This window comes from Streptomyces sp. H27-H5, assembly GCF_026627505.1.
In the GTDB taxonomy this organism is placed as follows: Bacteria; Actinomycetota; Actinomycetes; order Streptomycetales; family Streptomycetaceae; genus Streptomyces.
In genome coordinates this window covers 66,796-87,099 of the sequence record NZ_JAPNLK010000031.1, presented here as the reverse complement: position 1 = coordinate 87,099, position 20,304 = coordinate 66,796, and the positions used below count along the sequence as shown (strand labels likewise).

16 protein-coding genes and 2 pseudogenes are annotated in these 20,304 nt (G+C 70.1%); 3 read left to right on the top strand and 15 right to left on the bottom strand.

The window, feature by feature from the left end; translation table 11 throughout:
* Window positions 1–315: 315 nt before the first annotated feature.
* From OTB19_RS17630 to katG, 5 genes are all read right to left on the bottom strand, one after another.
* A complete protein-coding gene (locus tag OTB19_RS17630) occupies window positions 316–816 on the bottom strand; it encodes a CAP domain-containing protein (protein ID WP_267799215.1) in 501 nt (166 codons plus the stop codon).
* Window positions 817–985: 169 nt separating this feature from the next.
* Entirely contained in the window at window positions 986–1,528 is a 543-nt protein-coding gene (locus OTB19_RS17625) for a GNAT family N-acetyltransferase (RefSeq protein WP_267799214.1), read from the bottom strand.
* Window positions 1,529–1,643: 115 nt separating this feature from the next.
* Window positions 1,644–2,351 (bottom strand): aspartate/glutamate racemase family protein, encoded by a 708-nt coding sequence (locus tag OTB19_RS17620; protein ID WP_267799220.1) that lies wholly within the window; start codon window positions 2,349–2,351, stop codon window positions 1,644–1,646.
* A gap of 524 nt (window positions 2,352–2,875) precedes the next feature.
* Complete coding sequence (locus OTB19_RS17615) at window positions 2,876–3,886, bottom strand: glutathione S-transferase family protein (protein ID WP_267799213.1); 1,011 nt, start codon at window positions 3,884–3,886, stop codon at window positions 2,876–2,878.
* 210 nt (window positions 3,887–4,096) lie between these two features.
* Window positions 4,097–6,286, bottom strand: a complete 2,190-nt coding sequence (katG, locus tag OTB19_RS17610) for a catalase/peroxidase HPI (protein WP_267799212.1) — start codon at window positions 6,284–6,286, stop codon at window positions 4,097–4,099.
* A gap of 335 nt (window positions 6,287–6,621) precedes the next feature.
* Here katG and OTB19_RS17605 point away from each other — a divergent pair, with 335 nt between their 5' ends.
* Complete coding sequence (locus OTB19_RS17605; RefSeq protein WP_267799211.1) at window positions 6,622–7,047, top strand: Fur family transcriptional regulator; 426 nt, start codon at window positions 6,622–6,624, stop codon at window positions 7,045–7,047.
* A 624-nt stretch (window positions 7,048–7,671) separates the two neighbouring features.
* Here OTB19_RS17605 and OTB19_RS17600 read toward each other — a convergent pair.
* The 7 genes and pseudogenes from OTB19_RS17600 to OTB19_RS17570 form a co-directional block, all read right to left on the bottom strand.
* Window positions 7,672–8,598, bottom strand: a complete 927-nt coding sequence (locus tag OTB19_RS17600; protein ID WP_267799210.1) for an aldose 1-epimerase family protein — start codon at window positions 8,596–8,598, stop codon at window positions 7,672–7,674.
* Window positions 8,599–8,664: 66 nt separating this feature from the next.
* Window positions 8,665–10,008 (bottom strand): chloride channel protein, encoded by a 1,344-nt coding sequence (locus tag OTB19_RS17595; RefSeq protein ID WP_267799209.1) that lies wholly within the window; start codon window positions 10,006–10,008, stop codon window positions 8,665–8,667.
* A 174-nt stretch (window positions 10,009–10,182) separates the two neighbouring features.
* A pseudogene (locus OTB19_RS17590) lies at window positions 10,183–11,956 on the bottom strand (cation:proton antiporter).
* Between the two features lie 96 nt (window positions 11,957–12,052).
* Window positions 12,053–13,072, bottom strand: a complete 1,020-nt coding sequence (locus tag OTB19_RS17585; RefSeq protein WP_267799208.1) for a cytochrome d ubiquinol oxidase subunit II — start codon at window positions 13,070–13,072, stop codon at window positions 12,053–12,055.
* On the bottom strand, window positions 13,069–14,532 hold the full coding sequence (locus OTB19_RS17580) for a cytochrome ubiquinol oxidase subunit I (RefSeq protein WP_267799207.1): 1,464 nt from the start codon (window positions 14,530–14,532) through the stop codon (window positions 13,069–13,071). The genes OTB19_RS17585 and OTB19_RS17580 overlap by 4 nt, the downstream gene beginning before the upstream one ends.
* Window positions 14,529–15,902 carry an NAD(P)/FAD-dependent oxidoreductase gene (locus tag OTB19_RS17575; protein ID WP_267799205.1) on the bottom strand — a complete coding sequence of 458 codons (1,374 nt, stop codon included), beginning with the start codon at window positions 15,900–15,902 and terminating at the stop codon, window positions 14,529–14,531. The genes OTB19_RS17580 and OTB19_RS17575 overlap by 4 nt, the downstream gene beginning before the upstream one ends.
* A gap of 7 nt (window positions 15,903–15,909) precedes the next feature.
* Window positions 15,910–16,746 (bottom strand): SDR family oxidoreductase, encoded by an 837-nt coding sequence (locus OTB19_RS17570; protein ID WP_267799204.1) that lies wholly within the window; start codon window positions 16,744–16,746, stop codon window positions 15,910–15,912.
* A gap of 369 nt (window positions 16,747–17,115) precedes the next feature.
* On the opposite strand from OTB19_RS17570, the gene OTB19_RS17565 reads away from it, so the two are divergent.
* Window positions 17,116–17,643, top strand: a complete 528-nt coding sequence (locus OTB19_RS17565; RefSeq protein WP_267799203.1) for a nuclear transport factor 2 family protein — start codon at window positions 17,116–17,118, stop codon at window positions 17,641–17,643.
* 326 nt (window positions 17,644–17,969) lie between these two features.
* On the opposite strand, the gene OTB19_RS17560 is transcribed toward OTB19_RS17565, so the two are convergent.
* The 3 genes from OTB19_RS17560 to OTB19_RS17550 form a co-directional block, all read right to left on the bottom strand.
* The gene (locus OTB19_RS17560; RefSeq protein WP_267799202.1) at window positions 17,970–18,473 is read right to left on the bottom strand and encodes a TspO/MBR family protein; all 504 of its coding nucleotides are present in this window, start codon (window positions 18,471–18,473) and stop codon (window positions 17,970–17,972) included.
* Between the two features lie 243 nt (window positions 18,474–18,716).
* The gene (locus OTB19_RS17555) at window positions 18,717–19,028 is read right to left on the bottom strand and encodes an STAS domain-containing protein (RefSeq protein ID WP_267799201.1); all 312 of its coding nucleotides are present in this window, start codon (window positions 19,026–19,028) and stop codon (window positions 18,717–18,719) included.
* Between the two features lie 271 nt (window positions 19,029–19,299).
* Window positions 19,300–19,713: an ATP-binding protein gene (locus tag OTB19_RS17550; RefSeq protein ID WP_267799199.1), complete on the bottom strand. Its 414-nt coding sequence runs from the start codon at window positions 19,711–19,713 to the stop codon at window positions 19,300–19,302.
* Window positions 19,714–19,862: 149 nt separating this feature from the next.
* On the opposite strand from OTB19_RS17550, the pseudogene OTB19_RS17545 reads away from it, so the two are divergent.
* Window positions 19,863–20,066 (top strand): annotated as a pseudogene (locus OTB19_RS17545) (hypothetical protein); the annotation flags it as partial.
* Window positions 20,067–20,304: the final 238 nt, after the last annotated feature.

Below are 20,304 nucleotides of genomic sequence, written 5' to 3'. Positions count from 1 at the left end.
CACCACCTCCGACCTGGACGATCTCCTGGCCAGGCTCGACCAGCACACCGCCGATCACCCAGAAGAATCCTCCGCCGCCAAGGCCGCGTGATCAACCCCCGAAGGACTTACGACGCAGACCACTAAGCCACCAGCGGGCAGCAGACGCACGAGAACGCTCGGCCGGGATCTCCCAGCCGGGCGTCTTTGCGTGTGCGGTCGCCGCTCTTCGGCCGGCTGCTTTCACGGGCGAGGCGTCGCCCCACGGACTGACGCCGTACCGCGGTCGCGGTACGGCGTCAGTCCGCGCTCGGGTGGGGTGCGCGGGAGGCGGGGTCAGTCCGTGAAGACCTGGACGATCCTGTCACCGGACACGGCAACGCCCGTCTTCTTGAAGTTGCAGTTCTTGATGGCGCCCGCGTGGGCGGCGCTCTTCAGCCAGCCGTCCACGTGCGTCTTCTCGTCCCCGCTGCCCCAGGCGATGTTCTCGGAGCCGGTGGTGAACGTCGCGCCGGCCTTCGTCAGCCGGTCTTTGATGCTGGACCCGTCCGAGCCCGTGTGGTTGGTCGTCGTGTCGTTGGCGTACTCCTGCGCTGCCGCAGCGATCTTCGGGTCGACCGTCAGGGGCTCGCAGCCGGCCTCGGCGCGTGCCTTGTTGACCAGTTCGAGGATCTTGCCCGGGTCGCTTGCGGCCGGGAGTACGGTCTGTGCGCCAGAGCGGGCGGACGGGGCCGCGGCGGCCGCTGTGGTGGCGCCGACGGTTCCCGCGAGTACCAGCAGGGAAGACGCGCAGGCGATGGTGCACCGACGCTGTATTCGACCAGATCCGGAAGCCATGGGGTACCTTCCTTCGCTCGGCTGGAAGCGGGGAGTCCAGCAGCCACATGGCCGCTGGACCTCCAAGACCCGAGTCTGCGCCGAGGTCTGCCCACCCGCATCTCCCGACGCAGAAACCCCAGGTGGGAAGGGGTATACGGCCCCTGAAAGACGTCCCTGATCCGGCGCGTCAGGGGCGGGGGAGCCCCCACGTCTGCAGGCTGTAGGGCCGACCCTTCTCCTCACCGGTGATCAGCGGTACGTCGAGCAGGCGAAAGCCGGCCTTGGTGGCCACGCCGACGCTGGCGCCGTTCTCGGCCTCCAGCTCCAAGATCAGTTGCTCCGTGCCCAGTTGCTCGAAGGCGTAGGCGGACATCACCCGTACCGCGCGCGCGGCCAGTCCCTGGCCGCGGTGTGCCGGGCCGATCGCGTAACCGATCTCGGTTCCCTCGGGGGCGCGCCGCAGCATCACCTCGCCGAGCGCCGCACCGCCGTCGACGGTGATGGCGAGAAGGATCGTCGAGCCTTCCGCCCGCAGTTGCCGGGCCCGACCCAGGCGGGCGTGGGCGGCCGCTTCGTCGAAGGGGGACACGATCGGTGTCCAGTACGCGATGTCGGGGTGGTCGAAGAGCCCGGGCATCGTGTCCAGGTCCGTCTCCGTCCAGTCGCGCAGGACGAGACCTTCTCCCGAAAGCTCGATCCGCTCGGGAAACGACGATGTGGTGCTGCTCATGATGAGGGACCTCCGTGGCCTGTTCGCGACGAGGAAGGGTAACCGCGAGCAGGCGGCGGCGCATCATGATTTCCGGGGCGTTCCCGACGTCCCGACGTGGCAGGTGGATCGTCGCTCAGTCGCGGGGCAGCTCTTGGTCCAGGGCGGCGTCCACGGCGGCCGCCGCGTGGATCCGCGCCGTGGGGTACACGGGGACCGGGCTGTCCTCCGTGCCCACCAGCAGTTCGATCTCGGTACAGCCGAGGACGATTCCCTCGGCGCCGGCCGCCACGAGGCTCGCGATGACCTCGCGGTACGCGGTCCGCGATTCCTCCCGCACGACTCCGAGGCACAGCTCCTCGTAGATCACCCGGTGCACCAGGGCCCGCCCGTCGGCATCCGGCACGGACACGTCCAGCCCACCCGCCGCGAGCCGCCCCCGGTAGAAGTCCTGCTCCATCGTGAACGCCGTTCCCAGCAGGCCGACCCGGCGCAGGCCTTGAGCCCGCACCGCTTCCGCGGTGGCGTCGGCCAGGTGCAACAGCGGAACCGAGACGGCCGCCTGCACCTGGTCGGCGACCTTGTGCATCGTGTTCGTGCACAGGAGTACGAGGTCGGCGCCCGCCGCCTCCAATGACCGGGCGGCGGAGGCCAGCACCTCGCCCGCCTCGTCCCAGCGGCCTTGCACCTGAAGCTGTTCGATCTCCGCGAAGTCCACGGAGTACAGCACGCAGCGCGCCGAGTGGAGCCCACCGAGCCGCTCGCGGGTGAACTCGTTCAGCAACCGGTAGTACTGGGCCGTCGATTCCCAGCTCATCCCGCCGAGCAGGCCGATCGTCTTCATCGAGATGCCATCCATAAGCGCGATCCTAGCAACATGCGCATGCCATAAGGATTCCTTTGGGTGCTTTACGGTGTGGCGGTCCCGCCGAGTGCCTCGGATGCATGAGCGAGTCCTGCGGGAGCGCGAGCACCCCCACGCCCTGAGGCTGCCGGGGGCCTATGCGCCGAGTCGGGCGGGACGCGCCCCGTGCCTGGAGTGCCGACCGGACGCACGGTGCCGGGCGGGACGCGCCGCCACGGGTGCCACCTCGGCCGGCCGAGCGGCTGCCGGTGGCGAGGGGAGATCGTCCGCCGACGACCCGAGGCGGAGCTCCGGGACCTCGTCCGCGGAGGATCCGAGGAGGAGCTCCTCGTACCTGCCGAGCGCGAGAACACCGCACAGGAGAGCGGGCAGGAGCACTATCACGGCGATGAGCATGGGCGTCCCTTCGGCGGGTGTTTGTCCCGCGTCTGCCCACGACCGCGCCGGGGAAGCGTCACGTGGCGCGACAAGGCCGCACCGGGTGCACGAGCACGGCCCGAAGGTCAGCGTGCCTGCGGCGTGTGTTCGACCGGGACGGCTTCCCGCGGTACGACCGGCCCGGGCGGGGTGCCCTGCCCGAAGGGGCTGCCGCCCAGCGACGACCGGTCGTGGGGCGTGAGCCAGCCCGTCAGGTCCGGACCGGCGGGCACGATGCCGGTCGGGTTGATGTCCCGGTGGACCAGGTAGTAGTGACGTTTGATGTGGTCGAAGTCGACCGTGTCGCCGAATCCGGGAGTCTGGAACAGGTCGCGGGCGTAGGCCCAGAGGACCGGCATCTCGGACAGCTTCTGCCGGTTGCACTTGAAATGGCCGTGGTACACCGCGTCGAAGCGGACGAGGGTCGTGAACAGCCGGACATCGGCTTCGGTGACGGTGTTCCCGACGAGGTACCGGGACGTGGTGAGTCGGTCCGTGAGCCGGTCGAGGCGGGCGAACAGGCGCTCGTACGCGGTGGTGTACGCCTCCTGGGATCCGGCGAAGCCGGCGCGGTAGACCCCGTTGTTCACGTCCTGGTAGATCTCCTCGTTCACGGAGTCGATCTCAGGGCGCAGTTGCGGGGGGTACAGCGCGGGCGCGCCCTCGCGGTGGTGCGCGGCCCATTCCAGCGACATGTCGAGGGTGATCCGGGCGAAGTCGTTGGTCACCACCTTGCCCGTCGGCACGTCCACGATCGCCGGCACGGTGATGCCGCGGTCGTATCCGGGGTCGCGGGCGAAGTACGCCTCTTGCAGCCGCGCGATTCCGAGTACGGGATCGCGGCCCCCGGGGTCCAGGTCGAACGTCCAACTCCGCTCGTCGTGGGTCGGACCGGCCACGGCCATCGGCAGCGCGTTCTCCAGCCCGAGGAGCCGGCGCACGATGATCGCGCGGCTCGCCCAAGGACAGGCCCGGCTCACCACGAGCCGGTAGCGGCCCGGTTCGACGGGGAAGCCCTCGCTCCCGTCCGCGGTGATCCGATCGGTGAGGTAGCGGCTGTCCCGCTTGTACGAGCCGCCAGGGTTCACGTAACTCATGACGAGCACCCCGTCCTGCCGCCGGTCGGCCGCCCCTGCTGCGGGAGTCGATCCGCTGTCCGGTCGCCGCTGTCTCCTGTGTCCATCGGGTTCCTTCCCTGTCGAACTCGTCCCGAACGGAGGGCCGTTCACGCCCCGGCAGGCCGGCCGCGGGTGTGCCAACCGCCGCGGTGCCGGTCGGCCGCCGGGCGGCCGACCGGCATACCGCGATCAGACGAGGTCGAACCGGTCGAGGTTCATGACCTTGTTCCACGCCGCGACGAAATCACGCGTGAACTTCTCACCCGCGTCCTTCGACGCGTACACCTCCGCGATCCCCCGGAGCTGCGCGTGCGAACCGAAGACGAGATCGACCGCGGTGGCGGTCCACTTGGTCTCACCCGTCGTGTGATCCCGACCCTCGAACACGTTCTCCGCCGACTCCGACGCCTTCCACACCGTGCCCATGTCGAGCAGGTTGACGAAGAAGTCGTTGGTCAACGTCTCCGGGCGGTCGGTGAAGACGCCGTGCCGGACCTGCTTGAAGCCGGTGTTCAGGGCCCGCATGCCGCCGATCAGGACCGTCATCTCGGGTGCGGTCAGGTTCAACAGGTTGGCGCGGTCCAGCAGAAGCGTCTCCGGCGACAACTTCTCTCCCGCCGGGAGATAGTTGCGGAACCCGTCCGCCTTCGGTTCGAGCACGGCGAACGTCTCCACGTCGGTCTGCTCCTGCGAGGCGTCCGTACGACCCGCCGCGAACGGGACGACGATGTCGTGCCCGGCGTTCTTCGCGGCCCGCTCGACGGCCGCGCAGCCGCCCAGGACGATCAGGTCGGCGAGCGAAACCTTCGTTCCGTCCGTCCGGGAGCCGTTGAACTCCTGCTGGATCCCCTCAAGGGTCCGCAACACCTCGGCCACCTCGGGCAGGTCATTGACCTCCCAGTCCTTCTGCGGCGCGAGCCGGATCCGCGCCCCGTTGGCCCCACCCCGCTTGTCGGTCCCGCGGAAGCTCGCCGCCGACGCCCAGGCGGTGCTCACCAACTGGGAGACGGACAGCCCCGAAGCGAGGATCCGGCCCTTGAGGTCGACGACGTCCGCGTCCGACACCAGCGCGTGATCGACCTCGGGGACGGGGTCCTGCCACAGCTGCGGCTCGGGGATCCACGGTCCGAGGTACCGCGACAGCGGACCCATGTCGCGGTGCAACAGCTTGAACCAGGCCTTGGCGAACGCCTCCGCGAGCTTGTCCGGGTTCTCGTGGAAGGACTTCGCGATCGGCCCGTAGATCGGGTCCAGTTTCAGCGCGAGGTCCGTCGTCAGCATCATGGGAGCGTGCCGCTTCGACGGATCGTGAGCGTCCGGCACGGTGTCCCGGGCCGAGGGATCCGTGGGCGTCCACTGCTTCGCGCCGGCCGGGCTCGTCGTCAGCTCCCAGTCGTACCGGAACAGGTTGTCCAGGTAGCCGTTGTCCCACTTCGTCGGCTCGGAGGTCCACGCACCTTCCAGCCCGCTGGTGAGCGCGTCGACGCCCACGCCGCTGCCGTGGGTGTTCCTCCAGCCGATGCCTTGCGCCTCGATCGGGCACGCCTCGGGCTCGGGGCCGATGTACTCGGCGCCGACCGCACCGTGGCACTTGCCGAACGTGTGACCGCCGATGATCAGCGCGGCGGTCTCCTCGTCGTTCATCGCCATGCGCCCGAAGGTCTCGCGAATGTCCCTGGCGGCAGCCACCGGATCCGGGTTGCCGTTGGGGCCTTCCGGATTGACGTAGATCAGCCCCATCTGCACGGCCCCGAAAGGACCGGTGAGTTCCCTGTCGCCGCTGTAGCGCTCGTCACCGAGCCAGGTGTCCTCGGGCCCCCAGAAGATCTCCTCCGGCTCCCAGATGTCCTCCCGGCCGAAGGCGAAGCCGAACGTCTTGAACCCCATCGACTCCATGGCGCAGTTGCCGGCGAACACCAGGAGGTCGGCCCACGAGATCTTCCGGCCGTACTTCTGCTTGACGGGCCAGAGCAGACGGCGCGCCTTGTCGAGGCTCGCGTTGTCCGGCCAGCTGTTGAGGGGGGCGAAGCGCTGAGCGCCTGCTCCGCCCCCGCCCCGGCCGTCCGCGATGCGGTACGTTCCCGCGGAGTGCCAACTCATCCGGATGAAGAGCGGCCCGTAGTGGCCGTAATCGGCGGGCCACCAATCCTGCGACGCCGTCATCACCTCGAAGACGTCCTGCTTCAGCGCGTCGACGTCCAGGGTCGCGAATTCCTCCGCGTAACTGAAGCCCTCGTCCATCGGATTGGCCTGAGGCGAATGCTGGTGCAGAACCTGAAGATCCAGCTGATTCGGCCACCAGTCACGATTCGACCTGGGGCGATTCGGCGCGGGAGTCGGGGCAGGAATTACTGGGTTCTCGCTGTCGCTGCCGGACACGTCCGTCCTTCTTCCTGTGTCGGTGTTTCCCTCGGCTGGCTGCTTTGCCCTTGGCGCTTTGTGACACGAACGACGCCGATGATCGAGCGTGTGTCGGCGCGTCCGTATGGTCGCGCACCGGAGAGCTCGCCGTTACGAGAACACGCGGGGCACCTCCGCACAACAAGCAGTCGAAAGGAGAATCGAGCCCCTCTGATATGAAAAGCGGGAATGAGAAGAGCGGCCGGGTGACATGGAACCGTTCCCAACGCCCCCAATGCCTTCCGGCACGCGAGGATCCGTACGGCCGGTGGCTAGACTTCCTTTGTCCCGCCGAGCCTGAAAGGTGTGCCGATATGAGTGACTTGTTGGAGCGGCTGAGAGGGCGCGGCTGGCGGATGACTTCGCAGCGGCGTGTCGTCGCGGAAGTCCTCGACGGCGATCACGTGCACCTCACGGCCGACGAGCTACACGCCCGCGCGGTCGAGCGGCTGCCCGAGATCGCCCGGGCGACCGTCTACAACACCCTGGGCGAGCTGGTGGCGCTCGGCGAGGTGGTGGAGGTCTCCGTCAACGGTCGCGCGAAACGCTTCGATCCCAACGCGCACCATCCGCACCAGCACCTGGTGTGCTCCGGCTGCGGCATCATCCGCGACGTTCACGTGACCGGCACACCGGCCGTCCTGTCCCCTGAAGAGAGTTTCGGCTTCACGGTGTCGGAGGTCGAGATCACCTACCGGGGGCTGTGCCCCTCCTGCGCTTGCGACGCGCGGCAAGGCTGACCGCTGTCGGGTCCGACTCCGTCAGGGCCGGGGAGTCCGGGGTCAGGAGGGGGCTGTCGTCGCATCAGGTAGTCGAGCCGGCTGGTCGAACCAGGGGGTCGAGCCGGGGGCCGAGCCGGCTATCCCGCCGCCATGTCCGGGCCGGGCCGCAACGTCTCGTCGAGGTGGTGGCCGAGTTCCAGCAGGCCACGTGCGATCGACACGGCCCGACGGTGGCGCTCGGCGAGTTCCGGCGACGGCCGGCCCTGCTCAATCGGTTCCGCGTCCGTTTCCGGGTCGGGCGGGGCGGGGTGGCTTCCTGTACCGCGTCCCAGGCCTCGCGGGCGACCTGCTCCGCCACCCGGTCGTCGATGAGGCCGGTCGTACGCCAACGTTCCAGATCCGCCCCCGGCCCCACGCCTCCCGGACCGGTGAGGCTCCCGTCCTGCTCCGGTGACGTCCGCGCGAGGAAGGCGTCGATGGCCAGACGCGCCTCGTGGACATCGCCCGAATCGGCCGCGCCGCGAGGGCCAGGTCGCGTTGTCATGAGGGCAACTTAACGCGACCGATCCGTCTGGGACCGCAGGGCGCGAGCGAGCGTCACACGGGTGGACAAGAGGAGCGACACCCCGCACCCGAGGCACCTCAGCGGGCCGCGGTCCAGGGAGTGAGCCCCCAGCGGAACGTGTGGAGGTCGCCGGGCGCGAGCTCCACCAGGCCGGACCCGCTCCGGAACGCGTCGGGCGGGCAGGACATGGGCTCCACCGCGAGGCCTCGCCGCCGGTCCGGGACGGGCAGGGTGTCACCGGTGTACACCTGGAGGTACGCCGCCCCCTCGCCCAGCCACAGATCGCTGCCGTGGGAACCCGAGGGGTGCGCCAGGCGCACCACGGCCCGGCCGGCGGAGTTCCGTTCCAGTTCGGAGAACGGGGTGTCCAGGTGCTGCGGGCCGAGCACGCGCGGCGTACGGAAGTCGTACTCGGTACCCTCCACGGGTCGCGGAGTGACGGGCGCCCCCTGATCGGCGGGCGGCAGCCACGCCCGGGCCGGGAGGGTCACCACGGCCTCGTCGACCTGTTCGGTGCCCACCGTCAGGTAGGGGTGTTGGCCGACCCCATAGGGCGCGGCGCTCCCACCGAGGTTGCGGGCCGTCACGGCCACCGCCAGCCCCTCGGACCCGAGCGCGTACTCCGCACGGACGCCGAGGTGGAACGGGTAGCCGGGCTGCGGGAAGAGGGTGGTCCCGAGCAGGATCCGGTCCTCGGCGCGCTCCAGCGGCTCCCACGAGGCCCAGCGGAGCAGCCCGTGAATGGCGTTGCCGGCCTCCGGTTCGGTCAGCGGGAGCCGGAGCTCCTCACCCTTCCAGTCGTACCGTCCGCCGCTGACGCGGTTCGGCCAGGGTACGAGGAGCTGCCCACGACCCCCCGTGATCGGCTCATCGGCGGTGTAGCCGTCCAGGACGCGCCGCGCGCCGACCGTGTAGTCGCGCAGCCCGGCTCCGAGCTCCACCACGACGGCGCTGTGCTCACCGCTGCGCAGCAGGAACTGCTGTCCGGTCGGGCTCTCGGGCATCGAGCCTCCAGGTCGGGGTGCGGGCGAACGGACGGTGCGGGCGGAGCGGACGGGTGCGGGCGGCGACTACGGGGACGCCGGTGTCGGGGCGGGCTTCGGCGCGGGGGCCGGGGAGAGCCGGATGGTGAGGACGTAGGACACCACGACCGCGACGATCACGACCGGCATCACGGTGAGGCCCTGCGTCCCCAGGAGAAGGGTGGCCAGCAACACGGAGGTCATCGGCAGCTTCAGCATCGCCACGCACATCGCACCGACACCCATGGCGAAGCCGGAGGTCACGTCCAGCCCGGGCAGCTGCGCCATGGCCAGGCCGAGCGCCGCTCCCACGAACATGGAGGGGAAGACCGGGCCGCCGCGGAAGCCGCTGAGGGACAGGGAGTAGGCGAGCGCCTTGCAGAGCACGAGGAGAACCAGGGCCCCCACCGAGTAGCCCGCGTGGTCCGCCAGCAGCGGCCCGAGCGCGTCCTGGCCGGAGTAGAGGATCTCGGACGCTTCCTTGCCCGTCGACTCGGCGTACACCAGCGCGACCACGCCCACGAGTGCGCCGACCAGGACGGTGACCGGCACCCGTCGGCGTTCGACCCGTCGCTGGAGGAACAGGCCCATCCGCCGGATCCCGGTCCCGCCGAGGGCGGCCACCGCCCCGATGACGACGGCCCAGCCGAACCCGGCGAGGTCCGGGCGCGCGGCCTGCGGTACTTGATGGAGGACCAGTGAGAAGGTGCCCAGGCCCGTCCACGACCCCAGACCGGTGAAGAAGAGCGCGCCGATACCGGCCGAGAGAAGGCCCGGCACCAGGGCGATCGCCATCATCGCCCCGCCGAGACCGGCCGCCTCCATCAGGAGGAAGGCGCCGAGCAGCGGCGAGCCGAGCAGCGTGCTGACGGCCGCGAAGCTTCCGGCGGCGCCCAACACGGCCATCGCCTCGGGCTGCATGCCCCGCTTCATCGCCCGGCCGAAGAACACGGCCAGGCCACCGCCCAGCGCGATGAGGGGCGCCTCGGGACCGAGTACCACGCCCGCGCCCAACGAGGCCGCCGCCGCGAGTGCGATACCGGGGAGGTCGACGGGCTTCGGCGTGCCGGTGGCGACGAGGCCTTCGGCGGGCTTGTGCCCGGCCTCGCCCGGCAGGTGGCGGATCGTCAGCGCCACCAGCAGCCCGGCGAAGGCCAGGAGGGGGATGGGCCACCACGACGGCGTTCGGTGAAAGCCGAGCGCTCGGGGAAGGTCGGTGTAGGTCAGCGACTGGAGTTCGGACACGAGCGCGAGGAATCCGAAGGCCGCCGCGGCGATCGGGATGCCGAGGAGCGCCGTCATCACCAGCAGAACGGCGTACCCACGCGTGCGGATCACCGCGAACGGATCCGGCGGCGCCGGGGCGGGCGATCCGGCGGGGGTGGCTGACATGCTCATCGTCTCCTCGGCAGCTGAGGCCATCTGCAACGCGGCGGCCGACAAGTCCCGATGATTGGTACCACGTGACGGCCGCACGATCCGGAAGGTCCGGCGCGCGAGGTCCCGGGGAACGTGCCCACCGTCATTCCTGTGGACCAATCGGCGGCCGGGGGACCGATCACGGCCTCAGGGCGGCGGGGGCTCCGCCGAAGGCGTCAGCAGGACGGCGACGTCGCCCGCGGCGGGCGACGGCAGCGTCGACTCGGTCGCGGCGGTGAGCTGTCCGTCCGGGCGCACCAGGAACAACATGTCGTGCCCGGCGGGGATGAGCCCGTCGACCATCGTGCGGGTGACGATGCGGGCGCCCGCCGCGTACCGACGGGCCAGTTCGGGCCGGTTCAGGCCGGCGGAGAACAGGACCTCGCTGCCCGTGTAGGGGGCGACCACGCCGTGGCTGCGGGTGGGCGGCATGAGGCGGTGGACGGGGCCCTCCGCCGTCTCCTTGAGGGTCATGACGGCGAGGGCGTTGAAGTCGTCCTCGTCGGTGAGCAGGAGGACATCGGTGATCCCCTCCAACTCGGCTCCGGCTCCGGTGGCGGCGGCGAGGAGTTCGCCGGGGGCCAGCTCCAGGCCCGCGTCCTTGATGCTCTGACGCTGGCGGTCGAGGCCCGCCCACATCAGGACGTCCAGGCCCGCCGAGCGCAGCGCGCCCCCCAGTTCCACCACCCAGGGATCGCCGCCGACGAGCAGGGGCCGCGAGCGTGCCGAACGGCGGACGTCGAGGAACCGCGCGGCGGGAACGGCGGTCAGGCCGTAGAGCATGACGGTGGTGACGATCACGATGAAGGTGGCCGGCAGGATCTTGTCCGCGCCCTCGATACCGGCCTGTACGAGCGCGGCGGAGAAGGTGGCCGCGGTGGCCGCGGCGACGATGCCGCGGGGCGCCATCCAACCGATGAACCATCTCTCCCGGTAGGGGACATCGGTACGGACGGTCGACAGCAGCGCCACCAAGGGCCTGACCACGAGAACGAGAGCAGCGGCGAGGCCGAGGGCCGGCAGCACGACATGGCGCAGCGACTGCGGGGTGACGGTGGCGGAGATGCCGATGAACAGCAGCCCGATGATCAGCGAGACCAGGGTTTCGAAGAACGGCCGGCGTGCCGGCATGTCCAGCCCCGGCAGATTGGCCAGGGCCACGCCCATCACGACGGCGGCGATGAGGCCGGTGTCGTCCCGCAGGGCGTCGCAGCCGGCCGCCACCGCGATCACGGCGGCGAACTGCGTGGTCGTGCCGAGCACTTCGTCGAGCGTGAGGCAGCGGAGCAGCAGCCAGAGCACCGCCGCTCCGACGGCGCCGCCGATCAGCCCGATCGCGGCGCTGACGCCGAACGCGCCCAGTTTGGGCGGCCAGACCGGGCTGGCCTCCGGCCAGCACTCCGTGGAAGACGAGCGCGCCGAGGATGCCGCCGACCGGGTCGATCAGCGAGCCTTCCCAGACGAGGACGCGTTGCAGGCGTTCCCTCGGGCGGACGAACTTGAGCAGCGGTCCGACGACGGTCGGGCCGCTGACCACGAGGATCGCGCCCAGCATCACGGCCGCGTTCAGCGACATGCTCATGATGGGGACGGCGAGCAGCGCCGCCGACACGAAGGTGATCAGGGCGCCGAGCCAGATGAGCCTGACGACGACCGTGCGGGTGTGTCCCTTGAGACGGTGCAGGTCCAGGCCGAGTCCGGCGTCGTAGAGGATCACCGCGACGGCGAGCGAGACCAGCGGGGAGAACGCGTCGCCCAGCAGCTTCTCCGGGTTGACGTCGTCGGTCAGGACGCCGGCGATGAACCCGGCCGGCAGCAGCAGGAGGATCGCCGGCACGCGCAGCAGGTTCGCCAGCAGTTGGCAGGCGACGGCAAGGGTCACGATCAGCCCGACGCCGATGAGTACCTGGCTCGATGTCATAGCGGCCCTCCTGGGATGCCGTGCCGGCCTAACCCGCGACCCGGACGATGCCGCGGCCGACGCGGACCGACGCCGGCCGCTCGACGCGGCAGGGCGTCACTCGCCCACGTCCTCGTCGGTCAGCGGTTCCAGCACGCCGTGGGTGTCGAGGCGGTACAGGACGACCAGCGCGGGGACGATCAACACCAGGGCGACGAGCGCGACGATGAGCATCCACTGGAGCGGGGCGCTCGCTCCGGCGCCCTGCTGCACGGTCAGCGAGGTGGGCACCAGGTAGGGCCGCTGCGCGAACCCCCAGGCGGCGACGAGCAGTGCCACGACGGCGACCGAGGAGTACCGCGCCCATCCCGCCGCCTTGCCGGAGATCAGCCAGGCGGTGACCGCCAGAGCCACCACGGCGATCAGCAGGAGGGCGAGCCCGGCGCCGTGGGTGAGTCCGTGATGGACGTACGACGCGTGGGGGTCGGTCACGGTCAGGCCGAGCACGCCGATGATCAACAGCGCGCCACAACTGACCCATGCCCGGAAGCGGAAGTAACCCATCAGGTCGGGGGCGTCGAAGCGGCGGGCGTCCACGGTGAGGAACACCGCCCCCAGGAAGGCGGTGGATGCCACCGCGACGAGCCCGGCCATGATCGAGGTGGTGTTGGCCCAGGCATGGGCCGTGGCGGGGGTGCCGGGAGCGACGCGCCCGGAGGCCACCGAGCCGATGGCCGTACCCAGGAAGAACGGCGTGAGCAGGGAAGAGACGGCGAACATGGCGCCGTAGATCCGGCGTCCGGCGAGCCCCCTGGTCGGCTTGCGCAGCGCGAACCCGGCGCCGCGCAGGACCAAGCCGATGGCGGCGAGTGCCAGGGGGAGCCAGAGCGCCGTGAACACGGTCTGGAAGAACACCGGGAAGCCGGTCCACATCAGGATGAACGCGAAGATCAGCCAGACGTTGTTGACCTCCCAGACCGGGGCCATGGCGTGGTCGATCAGCCAGCGGGGTCGTTTGCCGCGCTCGGCCCCACCGGCCAGCAGATCCCAGAAGCCGGCGCCGTAGTCGACGCCGCCGCCGCAGGCGTAGGCGGCGATCACGAGCAGCAGGATCCAGGCGACGATGCTCGCGGTCACAGTTCGCTCCCGGGGTCTCGACGGGTACCCGGTGCGCCGGCGGCCGTCTCCGGACGAGGACCGTACGGCGTGTCCGTCTCCGGGCTGTCGGAGAGCACGCGCGCGGATCCGGCGTCGGCGAGCCGCCACCGGGTGCGCATCTTGAGCAGCACGCCGAGGAACGCGCCGAAGATCAGAACGTAGATCACCACGACGAGGCCGAACATCATCCACAGGGAGGAGGCGGGCGTACCGGTCACCGCCTCGGAGACCCGCATGTTCTGGTACACGATCCAGGGCTGGCGCCCCACCTCGGTCATGATCCAGCCGCACTCCACGGTCGCGATGCTCGCCGCGCCGGCCACGGCCGCGCACCGGAAGAACCACCGCGATTTCGGCAGGTCACGATGCCGCCACCAGCACCAGGCGTACCAGAGCGCCAGCAGGATCAGCACACTCCCGATCGTCGCCATGATGTCGAACGCCCAGTGCGCGATGGTCGCCTGGGTGGCGGTGGGCCGGTCGGAGGCGGGTACCGAACTCAGGCCGGTGACCTTCGTGTCGGGACTGAACCCGGCCAGGATGGAGTCCAGCTGCGGGATCTTGATCCCGCCCTTGATGCTGCCGTCCTCCTGGAGCCGCCCGAACAGGTACTCGGGCACATGCGTGTCGGTCTTCCACACCAGCTCCGCGGCGGCGAACTTGATCGGCTGCTTGATGAAGACCTGCCGCGCGATGTTGTCACCCAGAAAGAACTGCACGGGGGTGAGGATCGTGGCGAGGGTGAACGGCACGGTGAAGCCGAGACGGTGGTAGCGGTCGCGACGGCCGCGCAGCCAGCCGACGGCGTACACACCGGCCACCACGTAGCCCGCGGTGAGGAACATCGCGACCACGAAGTGCCAGTACTGCGGCCCGAACATCGGCGTGAAGATGGCCTGTTGGACGCTGACGTTCACGGGCCGGCCGTTGGCGTCGAGGGTGAAGCCCTGGGGGGTGTTCATCCACGAATTGGCGGCGATGATGCCGAACGCGCCCATCAGCGCCGCGATCGGCATCGGGACGCCCAGCCAGAAGTGAGTCTTCGGCTTCAGGCGGCGCCAGCCGTAGAGGTAGATGGCGATCAGGATCGCCTCCAGGAAGAAGGCCCACGCCTCGATCCCGAAGCCGAGCCCGAAGACATCGCCCCAACGCCCCATCATGCCCGGCCAGAGCAGCCCGAACTCGAAGGACAGCACGGTTCCGGTGACGATGCCGATGGCGAACTGGACGGCCATCACCGCGGACCAGCGACGGGCCAGCAGCAGCGCCACCGGATCGGAGGTGCGCAGCCCCCGGTAGTGCATGACCAAGGTGATGAAGGGCAGTGCCACGCCCAGGGGTACCAGGATGATGTGCGAGGCCAGGGTGAAAGCCATCAGCTCCCGTGCGGGCAGCAGTTGCGCGGGGGCATCCGCCCAGAGGTGTGCCGTGGTGCTCATACGGGTCTCCGTGGCTCGTTCCGGGCGACCGAGGAGTCGGCCGGTGGGCTGGACGGGGAGGGGGGAGGCGCGGCCGTGACGTCCGGATCCGCCGCGGTGAAGGCGCGCTCACGACGCGAACCGGAGACGAAGACCACGGCCCAGCTGAGCAGGGCGCCCGCCCGGCTGCGGAAGCCGGTCAGGAAGACGATGTGGATGAACAGCCAGATCAGCCAGCCGATCATCCCGGAGGCGTGGAAGCGGCCCATCTTCACGACGGCCCTGCCCCGCGAGATGTACGCCGCACTGCCGAGGTCCAGGTACCGGAAGGGGCGGGGCTCACGGGTCCTGCCCTCGACGGAGTGTCGGATCCGGCGGCCGGCGTAGGCACCGCTCTGCATCGCGACCTCGGCGAGTCCGGGCAACTTGTCCAGGCTCATCAGGTCGCCCACCACCCGGATCTCCGGATGGCCGGCGATGCTGAGGTCGGGGTCCACACGGATGCGGCCCGCCCGGTCCTGCTCGGCGCCCGTCGCCCGTGCCAGCGCCGTCGCCAACGGTGGCGCCTCGACCCCGGCGGTCCAGAGCACCGTGCGCGCCTCCACGCGGTCGCTGCCGCCGTCCTTGCGGCTCACCGTCAGGCCCCTGTCGTCGACCTGGGTGACGATCGACCGAAGGTGGACCTCGACGCCGAGGTCGTCCAGGGTCCGGGCGGCGCGGCGGGACAGCACCGGCCCGAAGGCGCCCAGCACACCGTCCGACCCGTCGAACAGCAGGACCCGGGCCTGGCCGGGGTCGATGGTGGAGAACTCCCGCTCAAGCGTGTGGCCGGCGATCTCCCGGATCTGCCCGGCCAACTCGACCCCGGTGGGGCCGCCACCCACGAGGGCGAAGGTGAGCCACTGCGCGCGTTCCAGCGGGTCCGTGCTCGCCTCGGCCATCTCGAACGCCTGGTAGATCTTGGTCCTTACGGCCAGCGCGTCCTTCAGGGTCTTCATCCCGGGGGCGAACGGCGCGAACTCGTCGTGCCCGAAGTAGGACTGCCGGACCCCGATCCCCACGATCAGATCGTCGTAGGGCAGTTCGAGCACGGTGCCGTTCGGACGGGTCGCGCGGACGATCCGGCGGGCCACGTCCACGTCGTCCGCCGACGCCTGGAGACAACGGACCCGGGGATGGCGGCGCAGGACGGCCCGCAGGGGCTGGGCGATCTGGCCCTCGGAGAGGATGCCCGACGCGCACTGGTACAGGAGCGGCTGGAAGAGGTGGTGGGCGCAGCGGTCGACGAGGGTCACCTCCACGGGGGCGCTGCGCAGGGCCCGTACGGCGAACAGGCCGGCGAAGCCGCCGCCGAGGATGACCACCCGGCGGTGCGTGACGTGGTCATCCACGGTCGGTTCAGCCTCCGGTGGCGAAGCCGGGGAAGAGCGTCATTCCGCCGTCGACGTAGAGGGTGGTGCCGACGACGTAGTCCATCAGATCGGAGACCAGGACGGTCACGGCGTTGGCGATGTCCTCGGGGTCGCCCACCCGCCGGTAGGGAACCAGCCGCAGGAGATCGGCCTCGGCCTCCGGGGTGTCCCAGGCACTGCGGTTGATGGGGGTGCGGATCGCGCCGGGCGCGACCGCGTTGACCCGGATCCCGCTGGGCGCGAGCTCCTGCGCCAAGGTCTGCATCAGCATCAGCACGCCGCCCTTGGAGGAGGCGTAGTTCACGTGGCCGGACCACGGGATGATCTGATGCACCGAGCTCATGCAGACGATCTTCCCGGCGGACCGGGAGACCTCCGGTACGACGCCCCGACGGATGAACTCCTTGGCCGCCTCCCGGGCACAGAGGAACTGCCCGGTGAGGTTGACGTCCAGCACCTTCTGCCACTGCGCGACGGTCATCTCGGTGACGGGGGCATCGCGCTGCAGCCCCGCGTTGGCCACCATGATGTCGATGGTGTCGAACTCCTCGACCATGCGGTCGACCATCCCGACGACCTGGTCCTCCTGGGAGACGTCCGCCTGGTGCGCGTACGCCCGCACCCCGAAGGACTTGATCTCCTCGACCACTTCCTCGGCCGTTTCCGGTCCGAAGACGTAGTTCACGACGACATCGGCGCCGGCCTGGCCCAGACGGATCGCGGTGGCCTTGCCGATGCCGGAGTTCGCACCGGTCACCAGGGCCTTCTGCCCTCTGACGATCTGCGGCCCCCGCTCCCGCCCCTTGTCCACAGCTGAGATCACTGATCTCTCCCGTCCTTGGCCGCACACAGGTACCGGCCCACCCTTCCCAGCGGCTCCCGGGCGATCGGGAACGGCTCGCCGCCCTCGGCCGTTCGGGCAGTGATCTCCCCTCGAACAGCGCAAGCGGAGCCCTGGGCGTGGCCCGGCGCGCATGTGTCATGCCGGGCCGCACGCTTCGGAGAGGCCGGGTGAACGCGCGCGGACAGCGTTGGACACTCCCCGTTCCGGTCGGGCCTGGAAAGTGGACACGTCCCGGCCCGAGCCTGTGCGCCATGAACGGTCCGACCGCAGGCAGTCCGCGGCGGGCCACCGCCGGGCGCGCCCCGTAATCACACCCGTCACACCCGTCACACCCCAAGGAGCATCACCATGACCTCGACCACCCGCCCCTCCCGTGCCATGACCGTGCTGGTCACCGCCGCGGCCCTCTGCGCCACGACCGCCGCCACCGCCCACGCCACCGGCAACCACCCCGCAGGTGCCGACCCGCGGCCGCCGAAGATCGTCGCGGACTGGGCCCGCGCCTGGAACGGCACCGACCCGCAGGCGCTCGGCGCCCTGTTCACCACCGACGGGACCTACACGGACCTGGGCCTGGGCGTCGCCTTCCACGGTCGTCAGGAGATTGCCGGGTGGAAGGCCCGCGCCGACAGCCTCATAGACAACGTGCACGTCACGGTTCGCGCCGCCCACCGCGACGGCCGCCGTATCACGGTCGACGCCGTCTACGCCGGCCACCTCAAGGGCGCTCCCAAGCCCTTCGCCGTGCGGATGACCACGCTCCTCAACCTCGACGGGAGCCGCTGCCGGATCGTCTCCGACGAGGACCACTACAGCCTCGGCACCGTCCTCGCCCAGTCCGGCCTGCCCGCGGACTGGACCCCGTCCGGCAACTGACCGGCCGCCACGCGCCGCAGCGACCGCGCGGCTGCCACCCGCCGCGCGGCCCCCGCGGCCCCCGAGGCAGCACTGGCAGCACCGGCAGGACCGGGCCAGGAGCGGGTCAAGACGAGCCTGCGGTCCCGGACCCCGTTCACAGGTCCGGGACCGTCCCCCCGAAGATCCGCACACCCGCAACCCGCGCCCACGTAAGCCTCGCCTCCGAGGGATGTGTCCCACCCAGGATCCGGTCGCCCCAGGGAGTGCTGAGCCGGCCTGACCTTCGCGGACGTCGTCTGGTGCGACGACCGTGACGCTCGTCGTCCCCCGGGTTGGAATCGGGCTCAGGCGTTCAGATGCCAGATGGCGGCGTTCAGGGCGGTCGCGAAGGCCACCCACAGCAGGTAGGGGGCCAGCAGGAGCGCCGCCGCGCGGCTCAGCCGGTGGAAGCGGACCAGGGTGATGGTGAGAGTGGCCAGCAACAGGCCGATGTCCAGCAGCGCGAGTCCGTACTGGCGCGCGCCGAAGAACAAGGGTGTCCAGGCCAGGTTCAGGAGCAGTTGCGCGGACCACCAGACGAGGGCGGTCCGCGCGCGGGACCGGTCCGGATGGCGCCACACCAGCCAGGCCGCAACAGCCATCGCGGCGTACAGGACGGTCCAGACGGGTCCGAAGAGCCAGGCGGGTGGCGCCCAGTCCGGCCGTTCCAGAGATCTGTAGACCTCGCCCGCGTCGGCGGACGCGAGCGCGCCCAGAGCCGCGACGCAGTAGGTCACCGCGAGGAAGGCGGCGAGGGCCGCCCAGTTCCGGGCCCCTCGCCGACGTGTCGGTGTCGCGGATGCTGCCACGGCCGGCTCCCGGTGGTTTCGACGTACGGCGACATGCACACCTTCTCTTCCGTCCCGGCCAGGCCACCGGATTCACCCTTCTCAGGTGGGGTGGGGTGGGGTGCAGTGCGGTGGTCGGCGTCGGACATCGGACCCTTCGCTGGACTGATTCCCTCACGCCCAGGAGTATAGAAATCTATAGCAGCAATATCAGATATGTGGTCCGTCGCGTGATCATGTTTCCGACCTCGTCCTCGAGCGCGCTCAATCGCGCATCGGGTCGAAGAAGATGTCGGTGCCGGTGACCTGGAAGAGCCTGGAAAGTTGCGGGCGGTAGGGGCCGACGACGACGAGGCGTTGCCTGCGGTGCGCCTGGACCAGCGTGTTCAACAGTGAGGAATCGGCGAAGGTCACCGAGGCCAGGTCGACGACGGTCTTGTCGACGCCGTCGAGTTCGGCAGCCTTCAGGGCCGCCCGCAGGGGTTCCGCGGTGGCGGTGTCCAACTCGCCTGAGCACACGATCACGCGAGTGCCGTCAAGGTCGGGCAGCGTGCGCACCCACGTCGCCTCTCCCACATCTCCTCCTCGACGGTTCTCGGTGCTGCCCTCTGGGGCCTCGACTCGGCGACCTGGAAGCCCTCGGCTCGGTGGCTTCGCAAAAAGAGTACCTTCCGCCGAAGGAAAACCTAACCTGACCAAAGTAGAAAAGTTGTGAGTGCGTACCGATGATTGCTTGCCTGATCGGGGTGGCTGTGTCAGGGCCGCTGAGTGGCGTGTCGCGTCCCCGGGCCGGGCGCGCAGTTCGATGGGGCGCCAAGCGGATGAGCCTCCAGCAGGGCGGCCGGGCTCAGCGGGGAAGAGCGGCGATGATCGCTTTGCCCGTGCCGGGGAGCGCCGGGACGATCGTGAGGCTCTGGGCGAGACGCTGGATCATGGGCCAGCCGAAGCCGCCCGTACAACCTGTCCAGTCAGGGGTGCGGCCCCGGGGCTGGGCAGGACTGGGATCCTCGACGGTCACCTGGATGCGGGCGTGGTCGGCGCGCAGCTTCAACGAGGTCACCGCGCCGGCGTGCCGAAGCGCGTTCGTGACGAGCTCGGAGACGAGGAGGAGCACGTTCTGGACGGTGCTCTCGGGCGGCGGCGGATCGAGAGCGGTGAGGAACTTCGTGGCGGCGTCGCGTGCCTGGTCGGGGCGGAGGGGCCGGCAGGTGTGCTGCGCCGAACGGCCGGTATGACCCTCGGGCGTGACCAGACTCTGCATGACACTCTCCGTTCTGTGATTCGCTCTGCGATGACCTCTGTGTGGTTGCCGCTCCACGCGCTTACCCCGCCCGCGCATGACTATCGGACCGTGCCCATCGGGCTTGGAGGTTGTCTCACGTGGACGGGTTCCTGAGCTCCTTGCAGCAGGTCCATGTCCGCGGCGAGACCATCCGGCATGCCGGGCATGCCGACATCCAGCGCGAGGGCGTCGACGGCCGGACCGGGGTGCGCGCCGAGAACGAGCAGCCGATCGACGAGGAGGCCCGTGCAGCCTCCTTCGCGAAGATCGAGCAGGCCGCCAGGACGACCGCACCAACCAGGCCTGGAAGGCTGTCCCACGACGTGACGTGATGCTCGAGCGGCGTGATGCCGGTCGTGAGTGCTGATCTGTCGAAGCGTCTGGTCCCTGATGCGCTCCGGGAGCTGGTTGCCCCGTTATCGCCTATCGCCGTCGTTCGCGGCTCGACCGCACGGTGGTGGGACTCTTCGGCTACCTGCCGCTTGAACGTCCGGCGCGAACGGAAGGGCTCACACTTCCTCACCTTCCTGTGCCTGGCTGCTGCCCGGCGCCCACCCGTCGGACCGACGC